This window comes from uncultured Roseobacter sp. (assembly GCF_947493125.1).
GTDB lineage: Bacteria > Pseudomonadota > Alphaproteobacteria > Rhodobacterales > Rhodobacteraceae > Roseobacter.
The window spans coordinates 96,996-120,227 of sequence record NZ_CANLQB010000005.1; the positions used below are offsets into that span (position 1 = coordinate 96,996).

Annotated in this window: 23 protein-coding genes and 1 pseudogene; 8 read left to right on the forward strand and 16 right to left on the reverse strand. The window is 66.3% G+C overall.

The genetic code is table 11. The features are described from left to right. Window positions 1-55: 55 nt before the first annotated feature. Window positions 56-1,426 carry a glutamate--cysteine ligase gene (locus Q1A71_RS11935; RefSeq protein ID WP_299676009.1) on the forward strand — a complete coding sequence of 457 codons (1,371 nt, stop codon included), beginning with the start codon at window positions 56-58 and terminating at the stop codon, window positions 1,424-1,426. Window positions 1,427-1,704: 278 nt separating this feature from the next. Here Q1A71_RS11935 and Q1A71_RS11940 read toward each other — a convergent pair. The 9 genes and pseudogenes from Q1A71_RS11940 to Q1A71_RS11980 all read right to left on the reverse strand — a co-directional run bounded on the left by Q1A71_RS11940 (window position 1,705) and on the right by Q1A71_RS11980 (window position 9,079). Continuing rightward, window positions 1,705-2,330, reverse strand: a pseudogene (locus Q1A71_RS11940) (DNA-3-methyladenine glycosylase I). 99 nt (window positions 2,331-2,429) lie between these two features. Continuing rightward, a complete protein-coding gene (locus tag Q1A71_RS11945) occupies window positions 2,430-3,704 on the reverse strand; it encodes a PQQ-dependent sugar dehydrogenase (protein WP_299676012.1) in 1,275 nt (424 codons plus the stop codon). Window positions 3,705-3,863: 159 nt separating this feature from the next. Beyond that, window positions 3,864-5,267 carry a hypothetical protein gene (locus tag Q1A71_RS11950; RefSeq protein WP_299676015.1) on the reverse strand — a complete coding sequence of 468 codons (1,404 nt, stop codon included), beginning with the start codon at window positions 5,265-5,267 and terminating at the stop codon, window positions 3,864-3,866. 304 nt (window positions 5,268-5,571) lie between these two features. Then, window positions 5,572-6,231, reverse strand: coding sequence for a DUF2461 domain-containing protein (locus Q1A71_RS11955; RefSeq protein ID WP_299676018.1), 660 nt, complete (start codon window positions 6,229-6,231; stop codon window positions 5,572-5,574). A gap of 10 nt (window positions 6,232-6,241) precedes the next feature. Further along, window positions 6,242-6,586, reverse strand: a complete 345-nt coding sequence (locus Q1A71_RS11960; RefSeq protein WP_299676021.1) for a TfoX/Sxy family protein — start codon at window positions 6,584-6,586, stop codon at window positions 6,242-6,244. Then, window positions 6,586-6,984 carry an MAPEG family protein gene (locus Q1A71_RS11965; RefSeq protein WP_299676024.1) on the reverse strand — a complete coding sequence of 133 codons (399 nt, stop codon included), beginning with the start codon at window positions 6,982-6,984 and terminating at the stop codon, window positions 6,586-6,588. The genes Q1A71_RS11960 and Q1A71_RS11965 overlap by 1 nt, the downstream gene beginning before the upstream one ends. Window positions 6,985-7,006: 22 nt before the next feature. Beyond that, window positions 7,007-7,393 carry a VOC family protein gene (locus tag Q1A71_RS11970; RefSeq protein WP_299676027.1) on the reverse strand — a complete coding sequence of 129 codons (387 nt, stop codon included), beginning with the start codon at window positions 7,391-7,393 and terminating at the stop codon, window positions 7,007-7,009. 79 nt (window positions 7,394-7,472) lie between these two features. Beyond that, a complete protein-coding gene (locus Q1A71_RS11975) occupies window positions 7,473-8,708 on the reverse strand; it encodes a DUF6596 domain-containing protein (RefSeq protein WP_299676030.1) in 1,236 nt (411 codons plus the stop codon). Continuing rightward, a complete protein-coding gene (locus Q1A71_RS11980) occupies window positions 8,705-9,079 on the reverse strand; it encodes a YciI family protein (RefSeq protein WP_299676033.1) in 375 nt (124 codons plus the stop codon). Before Q1A71_RS11980 ends, Q1A71_RS11975 begins: the two co-directional genes overlap by 4 nt. 184 nt (window positions 9,080-9,263) lie before the next feature. Here Q1A71_RS11980 and pqqA point away from each other — a divergent pair, with 184 nt between their 5' ends. Further along, a complete protein-coding gene (gene pqqA, locus Q1A71_RS11985) occupies window positions 9,264-9,371 on the forward strand; it encodes a pyrroloquinoline quinone precursor peptide PqqA (protein WP_299676036.1) in 108 nt (35 codons plus the stop codon). 15 nt (window positions 9,372-9,386) lie between these two features. After that, on the forward strand, window positions 9,387-10,274 hold the full coding sequence (pqqB, locus tag Q1A71_RS11990) for a pyrroloquinoline quinone biosynthesis protein PqqB (RefSeq protein WP_299676039.1): 888 nt from the start codon (window positions 9,387-9,389) through the stop codon (window positions 10,272-10,274). 100 nt (window positions 10,275-10,374) lie between these two features. Here the strand turns inward: pqqB and Q1A71_RS11995 are convergent, their stop codons facing one another. From Q1A71_RS11995 to Q1A71_RS12010, 4 genes are all read right to left on the reverse strand, one after another. After that, entirely contained in the window at window positions 10,375-12,573 is a 2,199-nt protein-coding gene (locus Q1A71_RS11995; RefSeq protein WP_299676044.1) for a PAS-domain containing protein, read from the reverse strand. A 3-nt stretch (window positions 12,574-12,576) separates the two neighbouring features. Further along, complete coding sequence (locus Q1A71_RS12000) at window positions 12,577-13,752, reverse strand: FIST N-terminal domain-containing protein (protein WP_299676047.1); 1,176 nt, start codon at window positions 13,750-13,752, stop codon at window positions 12,577-12,579. Window positions 13,753-13,788: 36 nt separating this feature from the next. After that, on the reverse strand, window positions 13,789-14,484 hold the full coding sequence (locus Q1A71_RS12005) for a response regulator transcription factor (RefSeq protein WP_299676050.1): 696 nt from the start codon (window positions 14,482-14,484) through the stop codon (window positions 13,789-13,791). 106 nt (window positions 14,485-14,590) lie between these two features. Then, a complete protein-coding gene (locus Q1A71_RS12010) occupies window positions 14,591-16,357 on the reverse strand; it encodes a PQQ-dependent methanol/ethanol family dehydrogenase (RefSeq protein WP_299676053.1) in 1,767 nt (588 codons plus the stop codon). A 180-nt stretch (window positions 16,358-16,537) separates the two neighbouring features. Here Q1A71_RS12010 and Q1A71_RS12015 point away from each other — a divergent pair, with 180 nt between their 5' ends. Then, window positions 16,538-17,059 carry a hypothetical protein gene (locus Q1A71_RS12015; protein WP_299676056.1) on the forward strand — a complete coding sequence of 174 codons (522 nt, stop codon included), beginning with the start codon at window positions 16,538-16,540 and terminating at the stop codon, window positions 17,057-17,059. A gap of 143 nt (window positions 17,060-17,202) precedes the next feature. Here Q1A71_RS12015 and Q1A71_RS12020 read toward each other — a convergent pair whose 3' ends face one another. The 3 genes from Q1A71_RS12020 to Q1A71_RS12030 form a co-directional block, all read right to left on the reverse strand. After that, window positions 17,203-17,739 carry a sel1 repeat family protein gene (locus Q1A71_RS12020; RefSeq protein WP_299676059.1) on the reverse strand — a complete coding sequence of 179 codons (537 nt, stop codon included), beginning with the start codon at window positions 17,737-17,739 and terminating at the stop codon, window positions 17,203-17,205. A 240-nt stretch (window positions 17,740-17,979) separates the two neighbouring features. Next, the gene (locus Q1A71_RS12025) at window positions 17,980-18,948 is read right to left on the reverse strand and encodes a YVTN family beta-propeller repeat protein (protein ID WP_299676062.1); all 969 of its coding nucleotides are present in this window, start codon (window positions 18,946-18,948) and stop codon (window positions 17,980-17,982) included. Window positions 18,949-19,027: 79 nt separating this feature from the next. Then, on the reverse strand, window positions 19,028-20,194 hold the full coding sequence (locus Q1A71_RS12030) for an ABC transporter substrate-binding protein (protein WP_299676065.1): 1,167 nt from the start codon (window positions 20,192-20,194) through the stop codon (window positions 19,028-19,030). A 171-nt stretch (window positions 20,195-20,365) separates the two neighbouring features. Between Q1A71_RS12030 and pedF the strand changes: the two genes are divergently transcribed. The 4 genes from pedF (at window position 20,366) to Q1A71_RS12050 (ending at window position 23,080) form a co-directional block, all read left to right on the forward strand. Further along, the gene (gene pedF / locus Q1A71_RS12035) at window positions 20,366-21,052 is read left to right on the forward strand and encodes a cytochrome c-550 PedF (RefSeq protein WP_299676068.1); all 687 of its coding nucleotides are present in this window, start codon (window positions 20,366-20,368) and stop codon (window positions 21,050-21,052) included. Between the two features lie 18 nt (window positions 21,053-21,070). Then, window positions 21,071-21,979: a transporter substrate-binding domain-containing protein gene (locus Q1A71_RS12040; RefSeq protein WP_299676071.1), complete on the forward strand. Its 909-nt coding sequence runs from the start codon at window positions 21,071-21,073 to the stop codon at window positions 21,977-21,979. Between the two features lie 73 nt (window positions 21,980-22,052). Continuing rightward, on the forward strand, window positions 22,053-22,568 hold the full coding sequence (locus Q1A71_RS12045) for a carbon monoxide dehydrogenase subunit G (protein WP_299676074.1): 516 nt from the start codon (window positions 22,053-22,055) through the stop codon (window positions 22,566-22,568). A gap of 26 nt (window positions 22,569-22,594) precedes the next feature. Continuing rightward, entirely contained in the window at window positions 22,595-23,080 is a 486-nt protein-coding gene (locus tag Q1A71_RS12050) for a (2Fe-2S)-binding protein (protein WP_299676077.1), read from the forward strand. The last annotated feature ends 152 nt before the right edge of the window (window positions 23,081-23,232 follow it).

Consider the following 23,232-nt stretch of genomic DNA (forward strand, 5'->3'; position numbering starts at 1 on the left):
TTCGGCTCATCCCTGACCTTCCAGACCACGCCACGACCGAACGGAGCCTCCCCATATGTCCATCCCTCAATCCGGCGGCGGGCCGATCACGTCCCATGACCAGTTGGCGCAATATCTGGCGGATGGCTGCAAGCCCAAGGAGCAGTGGCGGATCGGCACGGAGCACGAGAAGTTCGGCTATTGCAAGGACACGCTGAAGCCGCTGCCCTATGAGGGCGAGCGGTCGATCCGGGTGATGCTGGAAGGGCTGCGCGACGCGCACGGATGGGCGCCGGTGGAAGAGGGCGGCAAGCTCATTGGGCTGGAGAAGGACGGCGCGAATATCTCGCTGGAGCCCGGCGGGCAGCTGGAGCTCAGCGGCGCGCCGCTGGAGACGATCCACGAGACCTGTGACGAGGTGAACACCCATCTGCGCGAAGTGCAGGATGTGGCGGACCGCATCGGTGCGGGGTTCATCGGGCTGGGCGCGGCGCCGGTCTGGAGCCATGACGACATGGATCTGATGCCCAAGGGCCGCTACAAGCTGATGAACGACTATATGGGCCGCGTCGGCACCATGGGGCGCGTGATGATGCGGCGCACCTGCACGGTGCAGGTGAACCTGGATTTCGGCTCGGAAGCGGATATGGTGCAGAAGATGCGCGTGTCGCTGGCGCTGCAGCCGGTGGCCACAGCGCTTTTTGCCAACTCCCCGTTCTTCGAGGGGCGCCCGAACGGGCATAAGTCCTGGCGCAGCGTGGCCTGGCGCAATCTGGATGCGTCGCGGACGGGGATGTTGCCCTTTGTGTTCGAAGAGGGCTTTGGGTTCGAACGCTGGGTCGAATATGCGCTCGATGTGCCGATGTATTTTGTCTATCGCGACGGACAGTATGTGGATGCGCTGGGGATGTCGTTCCGCGATTTTCTGGAGGGCAAACTGCCGGCGCTGCCCGGTGAAATCCCGACGCTGAGCGACTGGGCGGATCATCTGACCACCATTTTCCCGGAAGCGCGGGCAAAGCGGTTCATCGAGATGCGCGGCGCCGATGGAGGACCTTGGCGCAGGCTGTGTGCGTTGCCCGCGTTCTGGGTCGGGCTGATGTACGATCAGACCGCGCTCGATGCGGCCTGGGATCTGGTGAAAGACTGGGACATGGGCACGCGCGATCTGATGCGGGTTGCGGCCTCGGTCGACGGGCTGCAGGCCGAGGTGCATGGCATCAGGCTGCATGACATCGCGCGCGAGGCGGTGGCGATCAGCGAAGCGGGGCTGAAGGCGCGGGCCAGGGCGGGCGCGGGGGGCATGGTGCCGGACGAGACCCATTTCCTCAATGCGCTGATGGAGAGCGTGGAGAGCGGCAAGGTGCCTGCCGATGAGCTTTTGGAGCAGTATCACGGGGCGTGGGGCGGTGATCTGAGCCGGATCTATGCGGAGTATTCCTATTAGGCCCTGGGCTTTGGTTCCTGCCTGAGATCTGCGGATTGAGGACATCCCACCAGGGGTGGTGACGCTCCGGTGTGCCGGAACTACGGCATGGGGTCGCGCGCGGCTGGCGACGGCGCGATATGCTGGCCTGTGAGGCGGGCGGAACACTTGGACCGTGCTGTATTGTTTGGCGGGGCGCACCCAGGCCCGGCGGAGGAAGCGCCCTCACCCCCGTCGAGGGGGATCGGGCGCTGCCCGGCGAGACGCCGGGGGCGCAGCCTTATGGGTCAGAACCGAGTTCAGACCCCGATGCGCTGGTGGCCCGGACGGACAAACCGGCGGCGCGCCTCGTCGGCGGCGGGTCGCAGAGCGCATCCTTCGGCGTGATCGTTGATCAGCCCCATGGCCTGCATGAAGGCAAACATGGTCGTCGGGCCGACAAAGCGCCAGCCGCGGCGCTTCAGCTCCTTGGAGAGGCGGACCGAGGCGGGGCTGGTGGACTGGGTCTGCGGGGTGCTGAGCTCCCCGGGTGGCGGCTCGAAACGCCAGACGAAGGCGGCGAGGCTGCCCTCGGCCTCGACCATCTCGACCGCACGCGCGGCGTTGTTGATCACCGCGTCGATCTTGCCGCGATGGCGAACGATGCCCGTGTCGCCGAGCAGGCGGTCGACCTCTTCCGGCCCATAGCGCGCCATCTTGTGAAACTCGAAGCCGTCGAATGCGGTGCGGAACGCGGGCCGCTTGTTGAGGATCGTGCGCCAGCTCAGCCCCGACTGGAAGGATTCCAGGCAGATCTTCTCGAAGAGCCGCGTGTCATCGGCGACGGGAAAGCCCCATTCCCGGTCGTGATAGTCGAGGAATTCCGGCGCCGTGCTGGCCAGCGGCAGCGCGGCTGGCCATCGGGCCCGGGGACGGTCTCCGTCATGACAGCCCGTGGGCTGGGGATGGCGCGCGCATGGGCTGTCGGGGCTCCTCTCCCGGTCTGGGGCCGCGCCACCCGGTGGGGGCGCGGCGGTGGAGACGCTCAGGGCGTGAGTTTGTGGATCATGCCCTCATCGACGGCGGTGTAAAGGCTGCCATCGGGGCCGAGGACAACGGCGCGGAAGCGCCCGGCCTCCATCTCCTCGGGCAGGGTCATCTCGACCACATCGACCACGGAGGTGCCGTCGTTGCTGAGCTCGAAAACGTCGAGGCGCTGGCCGATGGGTGTGCCGCCGAAGCCGATGCCCATGATGCCCACGACCAGGTGGCCCTCCCAGTCGCCCCAGGCCGCATCGTCGAGGAAGGCCGCCGAGGAGGTGCCCTGCGACCAGCCGTTGTTGTCCCAAATGGGCGGCATGGCATCGGGGTAGGTGGCGAAATCGGTCATCGGCATGAAGGCTGCACGTTCATAGCGGTTCATGCCGTCCATCTGGTTGGGGCTGTAGCCGCAGTAGTCATCCGGGCAGTCGCCGCGCCCGGCCATATTGGGGCGCGGATCCCACCCGGCGTTGCCGCCGTTGACCAGCACGGTGATCTCATCGGAGTGCCAGGGCCCATGCTCGGCGGTGATCGCGGCGCCGGTGTCCGGGTGAAAGGCAATGCCCTGCACGTTGCGGTGGCCGTTGGTGTAGGTGCGCGGGTCGAACCCGTCCGGTGGCGTATTCTCCGGGGACGCAGCACCATCGGTGTCGATGCGCAGCACCTTGCTGCCCATCAGGGTCGGGCTCTGCGGCACCTCCTCGTTGTGGTTGTCGCCGGTGGTCAGATAGAGATAGCCGTCGGCCGGATTGAAGCGGACGCGCCCGCCGTTGTGCGCACCGGGGCCGCCGAAGGGATGATCGGAGGCCGCCATCTTGTAGGGCACGTCATCGACGATATCGGTGCGGTCGGAGACGCTGGAGAAATCATCGCTGACCACGAGCCGCATCAGCCGGTTGGTGTGCGGATCCGACATGTTCGATGTGGAATAGACATAGATCCGCCGGGTGTCGGCGAAATCGGGATCGACCGCGACGCCCATCATGCCGGCCTGCCCCTCGCAGAAGAGATCATCGGCAGTGCTGGCGTAGCCGTCGCTGCCGCTCATGCCGAGCAGCGCGGTCACGTCACCGGACGGCAGGCGCACGGACAGGCCCTTGCATTTCTCGGTGAAGAACATGGTGCCGTCGTCGAGAAACGCCATGTCCCACGGGCTGTCGAGCCCGTCGAGCACCAGCGTGTGGGTGAGGCTGGTGGTGTTCTGCGCCAGCGCCGGGCCGGCACAGAGCGCGGCGCTCATAATCAGCGGGATCAGTCGGGGTTGCAGTGCATGTCTCATGGTGGTCCTCCCTCGCGGTCTGGTATGTGCTGCCCGACAGATCGCTCATGACGCTCCTCGAAACCCGGCAATCGAGCCTTCGCAGCCTAAGCGCGATATACAACCATATCAAGAATATCTGCAGGCAGGTCGCCTCGTGCGGCGCGTCAGCGAGACGGCTCAGTTGCTGCGCAGCCTGTCGCGGAGGCGTTCGAAGAGATAGGTGCCGCCGCGCCGTGTCTCCAGTTCGTCCTGGCCGGTGCTCCTCGCGGAGCCCGCAAACCACACTTCGATCAGACCGACGGGGCCGTTTTGCGCCCCGGTGAAATCGCGCGCTTCGATTTCCAGCGCCTCGGCCAGCGCTTGGGCGGCGGCGCGGTCTTCGGAGTTGTAATAGCGAATGTGAGCGGTCGAGACCGCGAAGCCCACGCGCTGAAGATTTGTAACGGCGAGCCCGGTGTCTTCGAGGCGCTCGAGGTTGGTTGCGAGCCGCCCGCGCGGGACGGCGTCCGGGGCATAGACGCGCAGATCGACGATGTCGAGGTCGGCGCCCGCAGCCCCGAGCTTGTCGGCCAAGCTCCATTTGACGCCGGGCAGACCGTCGGGTGGCGTCGGGATCAGCGCTCCGGCCTCGGTGCGGGCGATGACGCCGGGGGCGGGCTGCATCGGGCGCCAGGCGACCAGTGACAGCGTGCTTGCAGCTGGCGCATCGGGGGCGGGGTCGATCTGCGCGGCGACGAAAGGCGCCTCGGCCCGGATGGCCCTGCGGGCCTCAGCCGCCCGTGATGCTGGCGGGCGTTGGGTGACCTCGACAGCGGCGATACCGGCGTCGGTCTCGGGCGGGACGGTAGGCTCCGGCGCGATCTCCACGACCCCCAGGATGGCCGCGGGCGCGTCCGGGGTGTCTGGGCGCTCTGCGGGCGCCGGGTCAACCGCCGCGGTTTCCGTCGGCGCATCCGACGCGGGGAGAGCGGGTGCCTGCAGGGGGCGCGGTTCGATTTCCGATGTGGGCAAGGCTTCAGCGGTCTCGGCGGCGGGCGGGGTCACCTCGGGCGCCGGGGCCTCCGCCTCACCCGCGGGCGGGGCGGTGGCGGGGGTGGGCGCCGGTGTGGCCTCGAGGCGGGCGATCGCCTCTGTTGGGGCGGTGGTCTCCTGCGCCACGCTGTCTGCGGGTTGGCCTGCGCGCATGGCACCGAGGCCGAAGAGCGTGCCGATTCCGAGGGCGAAGCCGAACCCGAGGCTGGCACAGCAGGCCATGGCGATCAGCAGCGCGCGCTTCGGGTGTTGCGTGATCGTGGCGAGCAGGTCGGATCGGGTGTGGCTGGGCGCGACGGAAGGCACCGCGGCGGCGGCCGTCTCGGTGTCCTCCTGCTTGGGCGGTGTATGGAAGTTCAGGGGCGGCGCGGTTGGCGCCGGGCTGTCCGCCTCGGCCTCGCCGGTCTGGGCAAGCGCCTGTTCGCGTTTCGCCCGCGCGGCCATGAGCCGCTCTTCCCAATTCGGGAGCGTGGATGCCGCTGGCTTGCGGGGCGCGCCGGGCTTGCGGACCTGCGGCTTGCCCGACTGACCGCCGTTTTTCTCTGACATGTTCCAGGCCCCCCGGGCACATAGTTCATGAAAACGCAAACATCCCCGCGACACTGAAATGGATCGCCCCGCAGAAATCAAACCAAAAAAAGCTCCAGCGTTTTTAGGAGCTTGAGTGGCTCATTCCTACAACACTCGCGCAGGGGTTGAAAAGATGGCGCGTGCAGGCGTGGGCTGGATCGCGCGCGGCGGCGGCGGTGCGGGGCTGTGCCGGCATCCTGTTGACGTGCCTTTGTTGTCCAAGGACCCAAGGGGTATCGGTGCCCGCTGCTGCCCCGCGCCTCTCCCTGGCGTGCGGGGCGGCCTAGGCCACGCGGTCGAGAAGGTGAAAGAGCGGCAGAAATCCGGTCAGCGCCTCTGTCGTGCGCGGGATCAGATCGGGCCGGGTGACGGAGTGCGGATCGGGCAGATCGTGCCAGGCGGCAAGGCCCTTGCGGCGCAGCGCGTCGGCGTGCGGGTGGGTCTTGTCGATGCCCGACGGGACCCGCTTGAGCTCCGGCGGGTTTACTCTCATGCCGTTGGTCTCAAGCGTCTGGATCAGCGCCAGAAGCTCTGCCCCCATGGGCCCCGCCATCTGCGTGCGGAAGGCCGCGAGGCCCGGTTTGTCGTACTGGAAGACGCCGCAGCCGAGCGAGAGCGTCTCGGTGCCCAGCCCGAAAAACCACATGGGTCTGTTCGGCGTGGCAGGCTGGGGCGCGAAGGAGAGGTGCAGGTGGGCGTTATAGGGCGTTTTGTCCCTGGAAAACCGGATGTCGCGGTGGATCCGGTAGATCTTGGCCTCATGCGGCGTCCCGGTCAGCGCGTCGAGCGCGGTGCACATTGCGGCGGCAAACGCCCGGGCGGGGCGTTGGATCTCGGCCTCATAGACCGCCTTGTGGTCCTGAAACCAGTCGCGCCGGTTGTTGGCCTTGAGATCGGTGAGAAAGGCGAGGGCCGCCGGAGAGAAATGGTCAAACGCGGGCATGGCAGTCCTTTCAGGTTTTTGGCGGCAGGCTGGCGACATGCTGCAGGGCGCGGTCGAGCCAGTCCTGCAGGGCGGGATCTGGGCAGTCGTCATGAGCCACAAGAATATAGCCCCCCATCTTGCGCGCACCCTGCATCAGCGTGCGAACGGCGGGATTGCGCAGAGCCTCGGCCTCCTGCGCCTTGCCGATGCGAAACATGAAGCGGCGGGTGCCGGTTTTCTCCTGCCGTGCGCCGCTGAGCATATGGCCATTCAGCAGGAAGATGGTGCCGCCCATCATGCGTTTTTCGGTGATGCCCGCATGGCCGGCCAGAGCGCGGCGCATGCGGTCGGTCAGGGCCGCGTCCTGCGGCATCAGACCAGCCCCGCCGCAAGAAGCAGGATGGCGCCCGACAGCGTGAAGATGGTCAGCGTGGTCAGCAGGGTGCCGATGAGGCGCCCGAGGCCGTTGGGGTTGCGGCGCAGGCTGATGTAGTGAATGAGCCGCGCGCCGAGCAGCAGCGTGCCGCAGCCGATCACCAGCCAGGGCGGCGCGCCTGCGATCTCGGCCCCGGCGAGGGCGAGCAGGGCCAGTGGCACATACTCGGTGAAGTTGGCATGCGCGCGGATGCGGCGCAGCAGGTCGTCGTCCTCCCCCGCCAGCATCATGATGCCGGTCCTGGCCCGGCGCAGCCCCACGGCGATGGCCATCGGTACGCTCATCAGCGCCAGCAGGGCGATGAAGATCAGGGTGTAGGTTGGGGCGTGGTCCATCCTGTGCTCCTTTCTGGCGGTCTCAGGCCATCATGCTCTCATAGGTGATGAGCGCAAAGCGCGCGCCCTGCGGATCGGTCAGCGTGGCCATGCGGCCGACGCCGGGCACGTCCCCGGGCGGGGTGACGACAGTGGCCCCCCTGCTGCTGGCCTCGGTGACGCTGGCGTCCACGTCCGGCACGGTGAAGTAGATCGTCCAGCCGCCCTGCTCCGCCGGAACGGGTGAGAAACCGCCGATGGCCGTCTCTCCGATGGCGACGGCGGAATAGCTCGACCCGTCCTGCATCGGCATGTCGGTGATGCTCCAGCCGAGCACCTCGGCGTAGAAGGCCTTGGCGGCGGATTGGTCGGGCCCGGCGTGGTCGATCCAGCCGGCGTTTCCGGGGGTTGTCATGTCGAGAAGGCTCATGTCATTGCTCCTGTGTTGGGGCGTCCCGCGGGGTGGGGACAGACCAAGGACGCGCGCGGCCCACGGGATCCGACAGGGCTCAGTTGTTTTTCTGCAGGCCTGCGATTTTCTCGTCGAGCAGCATGCGCTCGGGCGCGGTCGGGCCGAGCTGGCGCGCCCGGTCATAGGCGGCGCGGGCCGCGCCCAATGCGCCGGTCTGCTCCAGGAACGCCGCCCGCATGGTGTGAAACCAGCGGTAGCCATCGAGGTCGGGGGCCAGCTCCTGCATCTCGGCCAGGGCGGCCTCCGGACCGCGGGTCTTTGCCTGGACGGCGATCAGGTTGAGCCGCACCACGGGCGAGGGCTGCAGCGCGTAGAGAGCGGCGTAATGCGCCTCGATGAGTGGCCAGTCGGTGGTCTCCGGCGAGGCCGCGCGGGCGTGCTCGGCGGCGATGGCGGCCTGAATGAGATAGGGGCCCTGATGGCCGATCCGGCGGGCCTTGTGAAAGAAGGCGCGGGCCTCCTCCATCTCGGCCCGGGACCACAGGTGGCGGTCCTGATCGTCGAAGGCCACCGGGCGGCCCTGCGCATCGACCCGGGCGCCGCGCCGGGCGTGCTGAAAGAGCAGGAGTGACAGCAGCGCTGCCTGCTCACCCATGCCCGGGAAGAGCTCGGCCAGCAGGCGCGCCAGCCGGATCGCCTCCTGGCAGAGCAGCGGGCGCATCTGGGTTTCGGTCTCGGAGGCGGACCAGCCTTCGGTGAACATCAGGTAGATCATCAGCGAGACCTCCCGCAGTCGTCGCGCGCGGTCTTGCGGGCTGGGGGTCTCGAAGGGCACCGGGTGCGCGGCGATGCGGCTCTTGGCGCGGGTGATGCGCCGCTCCATCGTCTTGGGTTTGACCAGAAAACCACGCGCGATCTCGGGCACGGCGAGCCCGGCCACCACCCGGAGGGCCAGCGCGATCTGGTCGCGCCGGGCCAGTGCGGGGTGGCAGCAGATGAAGAGCAGCCGCAGCACGTCGTCACGCAGCGCGTCGGGGTCGGGCAGGGGCGCCGCCTCTGCCTCCAGAATCACCTGGTTTTCGGACAGGAGGCGCGACTGGCGCTGGTGTTTGCGCAGCATGTCCAGCCCGCTGCGCCGCGCGGCGGTCAGCAGCCAGGCGAGAGGGTCGCGGGGTGTGCCGGTCTGCGGCCAGTGGGCCAGCGCCTTCACGCAGGCCTCGGCGAAGGCCTCCTCGGCCAGATCGACGGACCGGAAATAGCGGGTGAGGGCGGCCATCGCGCGCGGGCGCTGCTGGGCAAAGCGCGCCGCCAGCCAGTCGCAGGTGGCGCTCATCCGTCCGTGGAGATCGCCCCGCCGGCCCAGGCGATGGGGCGCACCTCGAGCCGGGCGATCGGCGATGAGATCATCCGGGCGTGCTCCAGCGCCTCGTCGAGATCGCGGAACGCGGCGGCGTAGAAACCCAGAAAGCTTTCCTTGGTCTCGGCAAAGGGGCCGTCGACCACCAGCGGGGGCTGATCGGAGGCGGGCGCGGGCGTCAGGGTCACGGCGGTGGACGGCGGCATGAGCTTGACGCTGACAAAGGCCCCCCGCTCAGCCAACCGCGTCTGCAGCGCCGTGTGACCGGCCAGGACCTCGGCCTGCCGGTCCTGCGGCAGTTGTTCGAACACCCCGGCCTCGCCGTAGATGTTGATTGCGTACATCATGGATCCTCTCCCTGGTTGGTGCTGATGCAAGGACGCGCGAGGCGCGGCATATCCGACACCGGCACCCGCGCCTCTCTCCGGTACCGCGCCCGGAGCCGGTGCCGGGCCTTACACCTAAAGTATGATAGGCGGTCTTGCGAACTGCGTCTAAGGTCACGTGAGAGTGACAGAGGAGGAGATCACTATGGCTTGGAGCAAACCCGTTGTCCGCGAGATCGAATGCGGCATGGAAATCAACATGTACGGCCCCGGTGAAGAGGATGAGCGTGGCGGCGAGCGCGACGTCATCTAACGGCTCAGCCGTTTTATGAATTTGATTGTTCTTGGGGCGGCCGCCGGTGGGGGGCTGCCCCAATGGAATTGCGGGTGCCGGAATTGTGCGGATGCGCGGGCAGGAACGATTGCGCCGATGACGCAGTCGTCCGTTGCCGTATCCGCCAATGGCACGGATTGGGCGGTGCTGAACGCCTCGCCCGATATCCGGTCGCAGCTGCAGCAGATCCCGGCGATGCGCCCGGGCGCGCTGCGCGGGACGCCGATTGCGTCGGTGGTCCTGACCAATGGCGATATCGACCACATCGCAGGGCTGTTGACCTTGCGCGAGAAGACCCCTTTCACCACCTATGCCACCGCGGCCGGGCTCGAGATCCTGGAGAGCAACTCGGTGTTCAACGTGCTGGACGCGGAGCTGGTCGCGCGGCGGCGGATCGAGCTGGAGGCCCCGTTTGAAGCCGCGCCGGGCCTGACAGTCACGGCCTTTTCCGTGCCGGGCAAGGTGGCGCTGTTTCTCGAAGGCGACCGGTTGAACCTCGAAGAGGTGGGCGAGCAGACGGTGGGGTTGATCCTTGAGACGGGATCGGCGCGGGCGGTCTATATTCCCGGCTGCGCCAAGGTGCCCGACTGGCTGCTGGAGCGGCTGGAGGGGGCGGATCTGCTGCTCTTCGACGGCACGGTCTGGAACAACGACGACATGCAGCGGACGGGCACCGGGCAGAAGACCGGGGCGCGCATGGGGCATCTGCCGCTGAACGGGCCGGAGGGCAGTCTGGCGCGTTTTCAGGATGTGACCGCGCGCAAGATCTTCATTCACATCAACAACACCAACCCGATCCTGCAACCGGACAGTGCCGAGCGGGCGGAGGTTCTGGCCCGTGGCTGGGAGATCGCCCACGACGGGATGGAGATCACGCTCTAGGGCGCCTGCTTTTTCTTCGAAGCAGACAGGATCGTGTTTTGCCGTGGAGCGGCAGGCGAAGGGGTGTGCGGCATCCGCAGGGGGCCACGATGGCCGGCGGTCAGGCTGTGCGCGGGACCGTCGTCAGAAACTCGGCCAGCACCGCGCGCGACAGCGGCTTATGCGCCAGATCGACCTGCAGCGTGGCGCAGGTGTCGATCAGCTCCTGCGAGCGGTTGGCGGAGATGATCGTCGTCGGCAGCGTCCCGTAGCGGTCGCGCAGCCGCGGCACCAGCTCCGTACCGCTGATCCCGTCGCCCAGCTGGTAATCCAGCAGGAAGCCATCCGGCACCACGCCCAGCTCCTCGTAGAGGCTGAGGGCCTCCTCTGCGCTGGAGCATTGCAACACGTCCGAGCCAAGCGCTTCGATGGTCATGGAGATCGAGTTGCGCAGAGCCGCGTCGTTCTCCACCAGCCCGATCAGCAGGCCTTGCGTGGAGCGCTCGGCCCGGGCGGGAGGGGCGCGGTCCGGCCCCCGCGTGGCGCGGCGCGCGGGCTTGAGCCCGACCGAAAAACAGCTGCCGCGCCCAAGCTCGGACCACAGGTCGAGCTCGTGGTCGAGCATCTTGCAGGCGCGGTCCACGATGGCGAGGCCGAGGCCCAGGCCGACCTGATCGCCCCGCTCCTTTTTGAGCTGCTGGAATTCCTGGAAGATCACCTTCTGGTCGCTGGCCGAGATGCCCGGGCCCTGGTCGCAGACCTCGACCCGGATGAGGCCGCCTTTCTGGCGCACACCCACAAGGATCTTGCGTCCGGTGGTGTAGCGGATGGCGTTGCTGATGATGTTCTGCAGAATGCGGTAGAGGTAGGATTGGTCGCTCTGCACCTTGAGCGAGGTGGTCACGAAGCGCAGGTCGAGCCCGCGCGCGGTCGCCAGCGGCGCGAACTCGTTGTAGAGCGTGGTGAAGACCCGGTTCAGATCCACCGTCGTCAGATCGTAGGTGGCGAGCCCGAGGTCGAGTTTCGAGATGTCGAGCAGCGCCGTGATGATCGATTCCGCGCTTTCCAGCGCCGAGGTGGTCTTGCGCACCAGCTCTCGGTCGGAGCCGCTGTGCACGCGGTCTTCCAGCACCGAGGTGTAGAGCTTTGCGGCCGACATCGGTTGCAGCAGGTCATGGGAGGCGGCGGCCACAAAGCGGGTCTTGGAGGCATTGGCGCGCTTGGCGTCCTCCAGCGCCTTTCCGAGCTCGATGGTCCGGTCGGAGACGCGTTTCTCTAAGGTCTCGTTGAGCTCGCGCAGGGCGCTGGAGGTCTGGCGTTCCTGCGTGATGTCGTTGAAACTGATCACGAAGCCGCGGTCGGGCATTTCCTGCATGAAGACGTCGAAGATGGCATCGTCATCGCGCAGCACCTCGAAGCTGAGCGCGTCGCGGCCTGCGCTCTTGCGTGCCCAGTCGCGCAGATCCGCTTTCTGCATCGCGCCGGTGTAGGTGAAGAGATCCTCCAGCCGGTCGAGCAGTTCATCGAAGTTGCCGCCGCGAAAGGTGGGGCCGATGCGGCGGCGCAGCAGGTCCTCCATGCGCCGGTTCCAGCCAACCAGACGGCGGTCTTGGTCGAAGATGCAGATGCCCTGTTTGATATGATCGAGCGTGGCGCGCAGCATCAGTGCCTGCTTGTGCACCAGCTTGTCGCGTTCCTGCCGCTCGAGCCGCATGATCTCGGTCACATCGGTCTGCAGGATCACGGTGCCGCGGGTGTCGGTGCGGTGTTCGCTCACCTGGATCCAGCGGTTGCCGGTGAGCCGGATGTTGAAGACCACGTGATCCTTGCGGTGCAGCTTGCGGCGCGTGTGGCGCCAGCGTTCGGGGCTTTCCTCGGCGCTCCAGTCGTGTTCGCTGCTGTTGCTGACCAATGTGACGTAGTCGTCGAAGGCAAGCCCGGTGCTGAGCTGGCCGCGCACATCGCTGAGCGCTTCGCAGAAGCGGCTGTTATAGAGCACCAGCCGGTCGCCCTGATCGAAGAGCGCGAAGCCTTCGTCGATGGTCTCGATGGCATCGGCGAGGTTGGCGCGGGCATCCTCCGCCTCCTGCCGCGCCAGGGCAAAGCGGGCGTTCGATTCATGCAAGAGATCCAGCGTGCGCTCCAGATCGACCGTGCGCTGGCGCACCTGCTCCTCCAGCATCGCGGCGCGTTCGAACTGCGCATAGGCGAGGCCGGTCTGGTCGGGGCTTTGCTCGACCTTGCGCATCAGCGCCTCGGCGATCTGCATCAGCTTTTCGTTCTGCCGTTCGAGGCTGTCGGCGGGGTTGACGAGATCCATGGCTCAGCGGTCGGGGTTGACCAGCATCACACCGGTCATGGTGTGGTTCACATGCAGGGGCCCGATCTGCTCGCCGTAGGTGGAAAAGCCCACCACCCGGTTGCGCGCCATGATCTCGGAGAGGTCGCGGGTGGCCTGGGTCTGTTCCGCCTCGATCCGGCGCAGCACGCAATCGCAGGCGAAGATGTCCACATCCTCGCGCCCCGCCTTGATCTTGGAGAGCTCCTGATCGAGGTGGCTGGCGATTTCCTGCGGCTCGGCCACGTTCAGCACCATGCCCTCGTCGATGGCGGCGAAGAACACCAGCTCGCCCGCTTCGTTCACGCGCTGGATCGCGCGGACGTGGTGGGTGTCGCCCAGACGCACCACCACCGGGTGGGCGGAGAAGGTGAACTCGTCAAGCTGGTCGGGGTCCTTGTTCACGATGCGGGCATATTCGCGGGCCGCGGGTTCGGCGTTGATCTCCTTGACGATGCGGCGCTCGGGGTCGGCCTTGGTGACGATCATGCGGCGCCCTGTCGGCTCCAGATGGTTGAGGCTGAAGACGCGGGTCTCGCAGTCGGTGCGCACGAAGGTCACCAGGGCCGCGCCGGAGCGGAGGTGCTCGCCATCGGCGAGCCAGGTTTCCTCGAACCGCGTGCCATCCCCGGAGGAGCCGCCGAAGACCGGCCAGGCGCCCATGGCAGGCGCGATGGTCGCGGCCAGCACATCCTCGCGCAGCGACAACCCATCGACCAGCAGGAAGCTGAAGCCGTTGGGCTTGTCACCGTGCTGATCGGCGAGCGCGGTGCGGGCCTGCACCAGCTGGTCGATGAGGCTCTGGGCCTCCAGCGCTTCGAGGTTGTCGATCCGCACGGTTTCGGTGGCGAAGTGCCGCGCGGGCAGGGCGATCACCACGGAGGTGTCGTCCTCGGTATAGCCCTGCCCGCCGATCTGTCCCGCCGTGGTGCAGCCGGTCACGCCGGTCTCGGGGAAAATCTCGACCGCGGTGGAGCAAATCCGTTGCAGATCGTGCCGGTTGGGGCTGAACACGAAGAGCTGCGCCCAAGCTTCATGGGCCAGCCGATCCTTCAGGTGTCGGGCGGGATTGGTTTCATCCGCCGCGATGTGGACGATCGTCAAAAGTCGTTTCGCAACCGCGTCGGACGCGGCAATGCTCTGCGCACCTTCCATTTTCATTGGGTCTTGCCTCCCCCCGCAAGGATAGGCGCAACCCTAGCTCTCAGGCAAGATGGAGTTGAACTGCGCCTTTTGCGAGACAAGCACGGCCTGCGTGCGGCTGTGCACGCCGAGCTTGCGCATGATCGCGGTCACATGCGCCTTGACGGTGGTTTCGGCAATCGAGAGGTCGAAGGCGATCTGCTTGTTCAGCTTGCCCTCGCAGATCAGCTGCAGGATACGGGACTGCTGCGCGGTGAGATCAGAGAGCCGGGAGACCGCATCGCTGACGGCATCGTCTTCGGGATCGTTGAAGCTGTCGGGCTTGTAAGTCTGGCCGTCGGCGATGGCGTTGATCGCCTCCTCCAGCTTGGCGCGCGGGCTGTGTTTGGGCACAAAGCCCGACGCCCCGGCGGCCAGCACCGAGGAGACCATGCGCGCGTCATCCATGGAGGAGACCACCAGAACGGGGGCGGCACCCGCGGCGCGGCTGATCTCGATCACCCCATCGACGCCCGCCACATCCGGCAGGTTCAGGTCGAGCGCCACGAGGCGCGGCTGCGGTTCTTCGGCCAGAAGCGCGAGTGCGCGTTCCATCGTGTCGGCGGTTTTCACGTTGATCCCCGGCATGACGCTGCGCAGCGTCAGTTCGAGCGCATCGCAAAAGAGCGGGTGATCGTCCACCACCAGAATCCAGCCTTGCGGCGTGGTCTGCGCCCAGTCGCGCGATGTCTTGAGAATATCCGTCGTCATACTGGTACCCTAACACCTTCTTCGCGTCCGGAAACTATCCAAAAGTCTCATGTAAAAAGGGCGCCCCGCGCGGGACGCCCTATGGTCAGTCGCGGTCATCCGCGCATCAGTTCGCGCTGGCCAGCTGTTCGGGCAGGCGGAAGGTCCAGAGCATGCCGCCCTGGTTGAGGTAGTTGACCTTCTTGGCCACTTCGCCCCCCCAGAGCGGAACAGCGCCACCCCAGCCGGAGATCACGGTCACGTACTGCTCGCCGTCCTGCTCCCAGGTGATCGGCTGGCCGACGATGCCGGAGCCGGTCTGGAAGGACCATAGTTCTTCGCCGGTCTCGTCGTCAAAGGCGATGAACTTGCCCTCCGGTGTGCCAGTGAAGACCAGCCCGCCCGCGGTCGCCATCACGCCACCCCAGAGCGGGGCGTCGTTCTTGAACTCCCACTTAAGCTCGCCGGTGTCCGGGTCGATCGCCTTCAGGGAGCCGATGTGGTCTTCGTAGTTGGGCTTGATGGTGAAGCCCGAGCCCAGATAGGCGGCACCCTTCTTGTAGGTGATCGGCTCGTTCCAGATGTCCATGCCCCATTCGTTCGAAGGCACATAGAAGTTGCCTGTGCGCTGCGAAAACGCCATCGGCATCCAGTTCTTGCCGCCGAGGAAGCCGGGGGAGGAGAAGACAACCTCGCCCTTCTTGCCATCGGCTGAGGCTGCCGGGTCGCCGGGGCGGTTGTCTTCGATAAAGATCGGGCGTCCGGTTTCGTCGATGCCGCTCGCCCAGCTGATGTCCTTGACGAAGGGCACGGCACTGACGAATTCGCCGTCTTCCCGGTTCAGCACGTAGAAGAAGCCGTTGCGGTCGGCGGTGGCCCAGCGTTTCTCGCCCGCGCGGTCGGTGTAGGCCACGACCTCGTTCACGCCGTCATAGTCCCAGCCTTCGCGCGGCGTGGTCTGGTAGTGCCACTTGATTTCACCCGTGGCCGGGTCGATTCCGATGCGGCTGGCGGCGTAGAGGTTGTCACCCATGCCATCGCCGGAGGGCGCGCCCGCGCCGCGCAGATGGCTGTTCCAGGGGGCCGGGTTGCCGGTGCCGAAGACCAGCGTATCGGTCTCGATGTCATAGGAGCCGCCGAGCCAGGTGGCCCCGCCGCCGGTCTTCCACATGTCACCCGGCCAGGTGGCATTGAGCGTGCCGGTCATGGTGCTTTCTTCGCCGTTCAGCGTGCCCATGTGGCCCTCGATCACGGGGCGGGTCCAGACCGTCTCACCCGTCATCGCGTCCCGCGCCTGCACTTCGCCGACGATGCCAAACTCACCGCCCGAGTTGCCGGTGATCACCAGCCCGTTCACGATCAGCGGGGCGGCGGTATAGCTGTAACCCGCCTTATAGTCGGCGATTTTCTTGCGCCAGACCACATCGCCGGTGTCCTTGTTCAGCGCCACGATGCGCGCATCGAGCGTGCCGAAGATGACCATGTCGCCATAGATCGCGGCGCCGCGGTTGACCACGTCGCAGCAGGGCAGGATGCCTTCGGGCAGACGCGCGTCGTACTGCCAGATCTCCTGGCCGGTCTTGACGTCGATGGCATACATCCGGCTGTAGGACCCGGTGATATACATCTTGCCGTCATGCACGAGCGGCTGGGTTTCCTGGCCGCGCTGCTTTTCACCGCCCAGGGAGAAGGCCCAGGCGGGCACGAGGTTCTTCACGTTGTCCTTGTTGAGGGTGTCCAGCGGCGAATAGCGCTGGAGGTGACGCCCCATGCCGTTGGTCAGCACGTCGCCCGTGGACGCCTGATCGTTGGCGAGCATCTCTTCTGTCACTTCTGCATGTGCCGCGGTGCCTGCCAGCAGGCAGATGACGGCGGCTTTGATAAACCTGTTCATCGGTTTCCTCCCAATCGTCGGTATGAGGCTGCGCACCTTTCCTCATGGTACGGGACAACCCGAGGGCAGTATCGGAGGAACCGCTCACAATCTAAATTGGCCAAAGGTCGTATGCGGGTCGGCTTGCCTGATCCGGGCGATCCGGCCCAGCATGTGGGGACATGAGGTGGAGGGGGTGACATGCGGTTGTTGGGGGCATTGGTGCTGGTGCCGGGACTTGCCGGTGCGGCGGAGGTGGATGGGGCGACCGTCTATCTGGAAGAGGCGGATGGCACGCGGATCGAGGTCGCGACGCTGGCCGGGCCGCGCAACAGCTACAGCGTGGCGTTGAATGACGCGGTGTTCTCGGATCACTTCCTGTCGATGCGTCCGTTTCGATGCATCGAAGGGGCGGAGAAAATCTGGTGCCATGTGCCGTATCCTTATGACATCAAAAGAGATATATCGGATGATCTGATCGATCTGGAATATGATTTCCTCTTTGTGTGGAAGGGCAAGACGGACTACGGGATCAATATGTGGAATGGGGTTTATTACCGGTTGGAAACCGTGGGCGAGGGCCTGGTGGGGCGCATGTATGAGATGGACATGGGCGTGCTCGCGGTGCCGCCGGAGGCGGGGGAGCTGCGCCCGGTCCGGGAGGTCGATCTGGAAGAGGCGGACCCGGAGGGCCACTGGCTGCCGCGGATGGTCATTCGCTAAGGGCTTGGGCGAACGCCGAACCGAACCGCTCCGCTGGCCGGCCCGGCGGGAGCCGCCGGGCAGCGCCCGACCCCCCTCGATGGGGGCGAGGGCGCTTCTGACCTGTGCATATCGTACCCGGCTGGGAGGCCCGGCCCGTTTGCTCAGAAGACCGGCGCGTATTTCCAGTTGTCGGCGTCGGGCGTGACCTCGTCGAGATCGTAGCCTGCGCCTTGAAGGCGTTTGGCGACGGCGAGACCTGCGGCTGCGGCCTCATCGACGAATTGGCGCCCGAGGGTCTCGTCCTGTGCGGTGCCATGGCCGCGCATCAGGTTCAGGCCGTGGTTGAACTTGCCGACCGGATCGCCGAGCTCCGCGGCCCGCCGGTCCCAGTCGGCTGCGGCGTCGGGGTCGTAGTCGCCGCCCAGGCCATTGTTGTCGAGCTGGCTCATCCAGGTCATCGCGCCGGTGTAGCCCGCCTCCGCGCAGCGCTCGAACAGCCGCCGGGCGGCCGCGTGTTCGCCCTTCTTGGTGATCATGTAGCCGCTGGCGCAGAGCACCATACCGGTCTCGCCCCGGTCGGCCCGGTCAAGCATGGATTCCCAGGTCATCTCGGAGGGGTTCAGCGTGCCGCCCGGGTCGGTGTCGTCGGCGAGGGCGGGCGGTGCGATGAGCAGCAGCGGGATCAGGGCATGTTTCATGGGCATCAGTCTAGCACATCGGCGCGGGTGTTGCTCTTCGCCAAAGGTCGCAGGACTTTCATGGGGAATTAGATATTAAAATCAGTATTTTGGCGGATTTAGCCGTGATTTGTCCCATGGTGTTGCCAAACCGGACCGCCGGGAGGCGGCCCGGAATGGGGCGTCGGTGGGATGTCTGTATCGCGTCGGTATGACGTCGGTATCACGTCGGTGCGTGGCGTGCGGTGGCGCAGTGAGACGTTAACCTCCCGTGGGGCGGAAGGCGGCGCCCCAGGGGAAGCGGCCGACCTTGATCGACTTGATCGCCTCGCGGCTGGCCACGTCGATCACCGTGACATCGCCGGAGACCCCGTTGGTGGTGAAGGCCAGGGAGCGGTCGGCGTTGAAGTCCAGATGCCAGACGCGGCGGCCCACGAGGATATAGTCCTCGACCTCGTAAGTCTCGGCATTCACCACCGCGATGTGATTCGAGGGGCCGAGCGCCACATAGGCGTGGGTGTCGCCCGCGGTCATCTCGAAGCCCACCGGCTGCACCCGGTCGGGGTGCACGCCATCGACGGCGAAGTCGATCTTGGTGATCTCGTCCTGCGTCGCCACATCAAAGACGGAGATGGTGCCGCCGATCTCGGCGCTGACCCAGAGCTCGGTGCCCTCCTTGATGAACTCGGCGTGGCGCGGGCGGCTGTCGACCAGCGTGTTGGCAAAGATCTCCTGGCTTTCGGTGTCGATCCAATGGGCCATGTTGGTGGTCTCGGAGGTGGTGATGGCGATTTTGCCGTCGGGGCTCACGGCCATGCCTTCGGGCTCGATGCCGACGCTGATCTGGGCCACCACGGTGCGGCTCTCGGTGTCGACCACGGTGGTGATCGCGTCATCCTCATTGGCGATGTAGAGGTGGCGGTCATCAGGATGCAGCACGAATTGCTCGGGGTCCTCGCCCGAGGGCAGCTCATGCAGGACCTCGCCGCTGTCGGGGTCGATCACCTGCACCGTGTCGCTGTCCGACGCACAGACGTAGAGCACCGAGTAATCCTTGGAGAAGGTGATGCCGCGCGGGCGTTCGCCCACGTCGATGGTGCGCACGACCTCCAGCGTTTCGATGTCGATCACGCTGAGGGTGTCGTCCTTTTCATTGGAGATCCACATCTCGTCCGCCAGCGCGGGTGTGGCGAGCAGAGGGATGGCGAGGAGGATCGGTTTACAGGTCAAGGCGCGTCTCCTTTTTGCGGTGCTCGTGAGGGGCCAGCCCCTCACACTCCCCGGAGTATTTGGGGAAAAATGAAGGGGCCTATTGGAAGGCCGTGCAGGGGCTTTCGGGGGCGTCGAGGCCCAGGGTGTCGAGCTCGGTACGCTGGTGCAGGAAGCCTTCGAGGGGCGCTTGCGCGACGAGGGCGGCACGCGTCACCAGCGGGATCGGCTGGCGCATCTGGCCGTTCCACGTGCGGAAGGACAGTGGGCGGCCCTTGAAGCCTGCGAGCTCGAAATTGTCCGACAGCAGGTAATCGCGGATTGTGGTGGGGTCGGCGGATTGGGTGCGGGTGACGGCCTCGCCCACGGCGCGCACGGCGGCCCAGGCGGCGTAGTCGCGCGGGGTCATGTCGCGGCCTGCGAGATCCTGGAAGCGGCTGTGCAGTTGCGCGGCGCCCCATTGTTCGACGACGGGTGCCCAGGAGACGGGGCGGAGGCCTTCGGAGCCTGCGATGGGGCGGGGGGTCCAGGTGTTATAGGCGATATAGCGGGCGAAGTCGTTGGCCACATCGGCGATGAGCAGGAGGTCATGGTCCGCGAGGTCTTGGGTGAAGAGCGGCACTTCCTGGGCGGCGTTGCGGCGCATGTCGGCGTCGAAGATCCAGGGTTTGGTCTCGGCGATGGTGAGCCCGAATTTAGCAGCACTTGCGGTGAGGGCCGCAGCATACGCGGCATCTTCCGGGGCGTTGCCGGTGATCAGCACCAGGTCTTCCCAGCGTTTGGCGCGGGCGAATTGCATGAGCGCGTCGGTCTGCATCGCGTAGCTGGTTTTCGTATGGAGCAGGTTGGCGCGGCAGTTTTCGCCGCGCAGGGCCATGTCGGAGGCGGCGGCGTTGAAGAGCATCGCGCCTTGCGCTTCCGGCAGATCGGCGATGGCGAGCAGCGTCTCGGCGGGGGCGTCGAGCACCATGTAGGGGGAGCGCGCGAGGGCGGCGCGGGCGTCGGGCAGGGGGTCCGCTTCGGGCGGGATCTCGATCACTTCGAGGCTGTAGTCCTGCCCAAGGAATTTACCGGTGGTGAGGTTGTCCGAGAGGCCCAGTTCGGCGCCCGCCTGGCCGCGGTCTTCGGGGATCGGGTCGAGGTTGGAGAGCACCGGGCGTTCGGCTTCGGCGTGGCGCAGCCAGATCAGCGGCACCTGCAGCGTGTCAGCCAGGGCTGTGGTGCAGAGACCCAAGGATATCGCGGATGCGAGCAGGTGTTTCAGCATGGACCCTCCCAGTCGGCGACAGGATGACGGAGGCGGCGCGGACAGGCTATGCGACCAATGTCCAATGCCGCGGCGGGCGTGGGGCCGCCGCTTCACGACCAAGGTCGCATTGTTGCCGTGCGGGGCGTCGCGTTAGATCAAAGCCAACTTCGAAACGGGAGGGTTTTCACGATGTTGAAGACAGGAATGACGACGGCTGCATTGCTCTGTGCCGCCACGCTGGTCTGGGCCCATGGCGATGTGGCGCCGCAGCCGGTGAACACCGATGCGTTGCCCGATGTGGGTGAGGAATGGCTGATCGAGAACCCGTATCGCGCCGAGGCGGTGGGCGAGGATGTCTGGCAGGCGGCGGTGGAGATCGGCGCCTCGGGGTACAACCAGAACTGCGCGCGCTGTCACGGGCTGGAGGTGATCTCGGGCGGCTTGGCGCCGGATCTGCGCTTCCTGGAGGCGGAGGAATACGGGGATGAATGGTATATGGAGCGCTTCATCCATGGCTATACGCAGAACGGGATTACCAAGATGCCGGCCTTCGGCGATCTGCTCGGTCAGAAGGCGGCCTGGGCCATTCGGACTTACATCGAGACGCGGCCCGACCAGGACATGGTGGACGCGCGCTCGGACGAGTTGAAAGAGATGCGCGATCAGTTTGCGGCCTGGGCCGAGGATCCGGCGGGGGCGGACCCCGATGCGGCCAAGGCGCGGCTGAGCGAGATTGCGGCGGAGATCGAGACCCTCTCGGGGGCGCCGCTGGCCGACAGCATCGCGTTCCGCGCGAGCAATGTGATCGACGGCACGCCGGTGGCCTACAAGCGCGCGGCGGAGATCCTGACGATCGGCTTGTCAGCGGCGCATTAAGCGAACAGACTGGCGGGCATGAAGCTTTTCTCCCTGATGATAGCTGTCAGTCTCGGGGTCGGTCTTTTGGTCGGCCCTGCGCCCGTCTGGGCCAATGACCCCTGTGCCGATCACGTGCCGCAGGCGCGGCCCCAGAACGCGAGCCGCGATATCGTGGGCCGGGAGCTCGACCAGATCATCGAGCAGGGGCATATGCTCTTTGCGGTCTATGAGGAGTATCCGCCCTATTCCTGGGAAGAGGCGGGGCAGCCGCGCGGCGTGGATGTGGAGATTGCGCGGCTGATTGCGGAGTACATCGGCGTGGAGCCGCGGTTCAACTTCGTCGCGGCGGGTGAGAACCTGGATGCGGATCTGCGCAACAACCTGTGGCGCGGGGCGCTGATCGGCGGGCGGATTGCCAATGTGATGATGCGGGTGCCCTACGATTCGGCGTTCAAGTGCCGGGTGGAGCAGGTGGTCTTCACCGGGCAGTATCAGACCGAGACGATTGCCATTGCGTACCGGCAGGAGGCCTATCCGGAGGAGAAACCGGTGCCGGCCTATTTCCGCTTTGACACGGTGGCGGTGGAGAATGATTCCATAGCGGATTTCTATCTCTCCGGTCTCGCGGGCGGGCAGCTCGGCGCCAATATCCGGCGCTATCCGGATGTGGAGGCGGCGATGGCGGCGTTGGCGGCAGGCGAGGTCAAGGCCGCGATGGGCCCGCGCGCGCAGCTGGAGCATGGGTTGGGCGCGGGTGTGGGGCTGCACCAACCGCCGCTGCCCGGCTTTGCGGTGGGCACCTGGACGCTGGGCGTGGGCGTGAATTTCCGCTACCGTCCTCTGGCCTATGACGTGGACGATGCCATCCGGACGGCCCTGGAGGACGGGCGGATTGCGGGGATTTATGACGCCTACGGCCTGAGTTTTCAGCCGCCCGAGCGCTAGACCTATCCATTGGTCTTATATCGCGCGGCGGGGGCACAACGTAACGTCGGGACCAAGACAGGAGGAGACCGCCATGGAAATGTCCGGATCGATCAAGATTGACGCTGACCGCGAGACGGTCTGGGCCGCGCTGCTGAGCCCGGATGTGCTCAAGGAGTGCGTGCCCGGATGCCAGGAGATGACCGGCACGCCGGAGGACGGATTTGCCGCCACTGTCGTGCAGAAGGTCGGCCCGGTGAAGGCCACCTTCAAGGGCGAGGTCCAGTTGCAGGACCGTGTGCCCCCTGAAAGCCTGCGCCTCGTCGGCGAGGGCAAGGGCGGTGCTGCGGGCTTTGCCAAGGGCGGGGCCAAGGTGCAGCTTGTCGAAGAGGAGGGCGGCACGCGGCTCGACTATGAGGCGGAGGCCAAGGTGGGCGGCAAGCTGGCGCAGCTCGGCAGCCGGATCATCGACGGGTTCGCGCGCAAGATGGCCGATCAGTTTTTCGAGAAGTTCCGGCAGGCCGTGGAAGGCCCTGCCGAGGATGAGGCCGCGGATGCATCGCCGGACGCCCCGAAGAAGGGCTGGTTCCGCTCGATGGTGTCTGGTTAGGTGGGGTTCAATCCAGGGAGGTATGAATGACCAAGATTGAAATGACAGTGAACGGGCGCGCGGCGTCCGGAGACGTCGAGGGCCGGACGCTGCTCTCGTCGTTCTTGCGCGATGAGTTGAAGCTGACGGGCACGCATGTGGGCTGCGACACCAGCCAGTGCGGGGCCTGCGTGGTGCATGTGGATGGCGAGGCGGTGAAGGCCTGCACCATGCTGGCGGTCGAGGCTGCGGGCTCCGAGGTCACGACCGTCGAGGGGATGGCCAATGCGGATGGCTCGCTGAGCGTGATCCAGCAGGCGTTCCAGGACCATCACGGGCTGCAGTGCGGGTTTTGTACGCCGGGGATGGTGATGTCGGCGGCGGCCTTGCTGAAGGAGAACCCCAAGCCCAGCGAGGCGGAGGTGCGCGACTATCTGGAAGGCAATATCTGCCGCTGCACCGGGTACCACAACATCGTCAAGGCGATCATGGCGGCCTCCGGGCAGGATGTCGCGCCCGTCGCGGCCGAATAGCATCACGACGCGCCGGGGAGGGTGGCCTGAAAGCCCACCCCACCTGTCAGTTGCGCGTGGAACAAAACGCACGACGGTCTGCCCCTGGGGCGACCAAAGTACAACCAACAGGTAAGGTGGGCTTTCAGGCCACCGTTTGACAGGGAGGAAGG

Bases quoted from the DNA above. Each gene is read 5' to 3' on its own strand.
- Q1A71_RS11935 (WP_299676009.1), top strand. From the start codon at position 56: ATGTCCATCCCTCAATCCGGCGGCGGGCCGATCACGTCCCATGACCAG.
- Q1A71_RS11945 (WP_299676012.1), bottom strand. From the start codon at position 3,704: ATGAGACATGCACTGCAACCCCGACTGATCCCGCTGATTATGAGCGCC.
- Q1A71_RS11950 (WP_299676015.1), bottom strand. From the start codon at position 5,267: ATGTCAGAGAAAAACGGCGGTCAGTCGGGCAAGCCGCAGGTCCGCAAG.
- Q1A71_RS11955 (WP_299676018.1), bottom strand. From the start codon at position 6,231: ATGCCCGCGTTTGACCATTTCTCTCCGGCGGCCCTCGCCTTTCTCACC.
- Q1A71_RS11960 (WP_299676021.1), bottom strand. From the start codon at position 6,586: ATGCCGCAGGACGCGGCCCTGACCGACCGCATGCGCCGCGCTCTGGCC.
- Q1A71_RS11965 (WP_299676024.1), bottom strand. From the start codon at position 6,984: ATGGACCACGCCCCAACCTACACCCTGATCTTCATCGCCCTGCTGGCG.
- Q1A71_RS11970 (WP_299676027.1), bottom strand. From the start codon at position 7,393: ATGAGCCTTCTCGACATGACAACCCCCGGAAACGCCGGCTGGATCGAC.
- Q1A71_RS11975 (WP_299676030.1), bottom strand. From the start codon at position 8,708: ATGAGCGCCACCTGCGACTGGCTGGCGGCGCGCTTTGCCCAGCAGCGC.
- Q1A71_RS11980 (WP_299676033.1), bottom strand. From the start codon at position 9,079: ATGATGTACGCAATCAACATCTACGGCGAGGCCGGGGTGTTCGAACAA.
- pqqA (WP_299676036.1), top strand. From the start codon at position 9,264: ATGGCTTGGAGCAAACCCGTTGTCCGCGAGATCGAATGCGGCATGGAA.
- pqqB (WP_299676039.1), top strand. From the start codon at position 9,387: ATGAATTTGATTGTTCTTGGGGCGGCCGCCGGTGGGGGGCTGCCCCAA.
- Q1A71_RS11995 (WP_299676044.1), bottom strand. From the start codon at position 12,573: ATGGATCTCGTCAACCCCGCCGACAGCCTCGAACGGCAGAACGAAAAG.
- Q1A71_RS12000 (WP_299676047.1), bottom strand. From the start codon at position 13,752: ATGAAAATGGAAGGTGCGCAGAGCATTGCCGCGTCCGACGCGGTTGCG.
- Q1A71_RS12005 (WP_299676050.1), bottom strand. From the start codon at position 14,484: ATGACGACGGATATTCTCAAGACATCGCGCGACTGGGCGCAGACCACG.
- Q1A71_RS12010 (WP_299676053.1), bottom strand. From the start codon at position 16,357: ATGAACAGGTTTATCAAAGCCGCCGTCATCTGCCTGCTGGCAGGCACC.
- Q1A71_RS12015 (WP_299676056.1), top strand. From the start codon at position 16,538: ATGCGGTTGTTGGGGGCATTGGTGCTGGTGCCGGGACTTGCCGGTGCG.
- Q1A71_RS12020 (WP_299676059.1), bottom strand. From the start codon at position 17,739: ATGAAACATGCCCTGATCCCGCTGCTGCTCATCGCACCGCCCGCCCTC.
- Q1A71_RS12030 (WP_299676065.1), bottom strand. From the start codon at position 20,194: ATGCTGAAACACCTGCTCGCATCCGCGATATCCTTGGGTCTCTGCACC.
- pedF (WP_299676068.1), top strand. From the start codon at position 20,366: ATGTTGAAGACAGGAATGACGACGGCTGCATTGCTCTGTGCCGCCACG.
- Q1A71_RS12040 (WP_299676071.1), top strand. From the start codon at position 21,071: ATGAAGCTTTTCTCCCTGATGATAGCTGTCAGTCTCGGGGTCGGTCTT.
- Q1A71_RS12045 (WP_299676074.1), top strand. From the start codon at position 22,053: ATGGAAATGTCCGGATCGATCAAGATTGACGCTGACCGCGAGACGGTC.
- Q1A71_RS12050 (WP_299676077.1), top strand. From the start codon at position 22,595: ATGACCAAGATTGAAATGACAGTGAACGGGCGCGCGGCGTCCGGAGAC.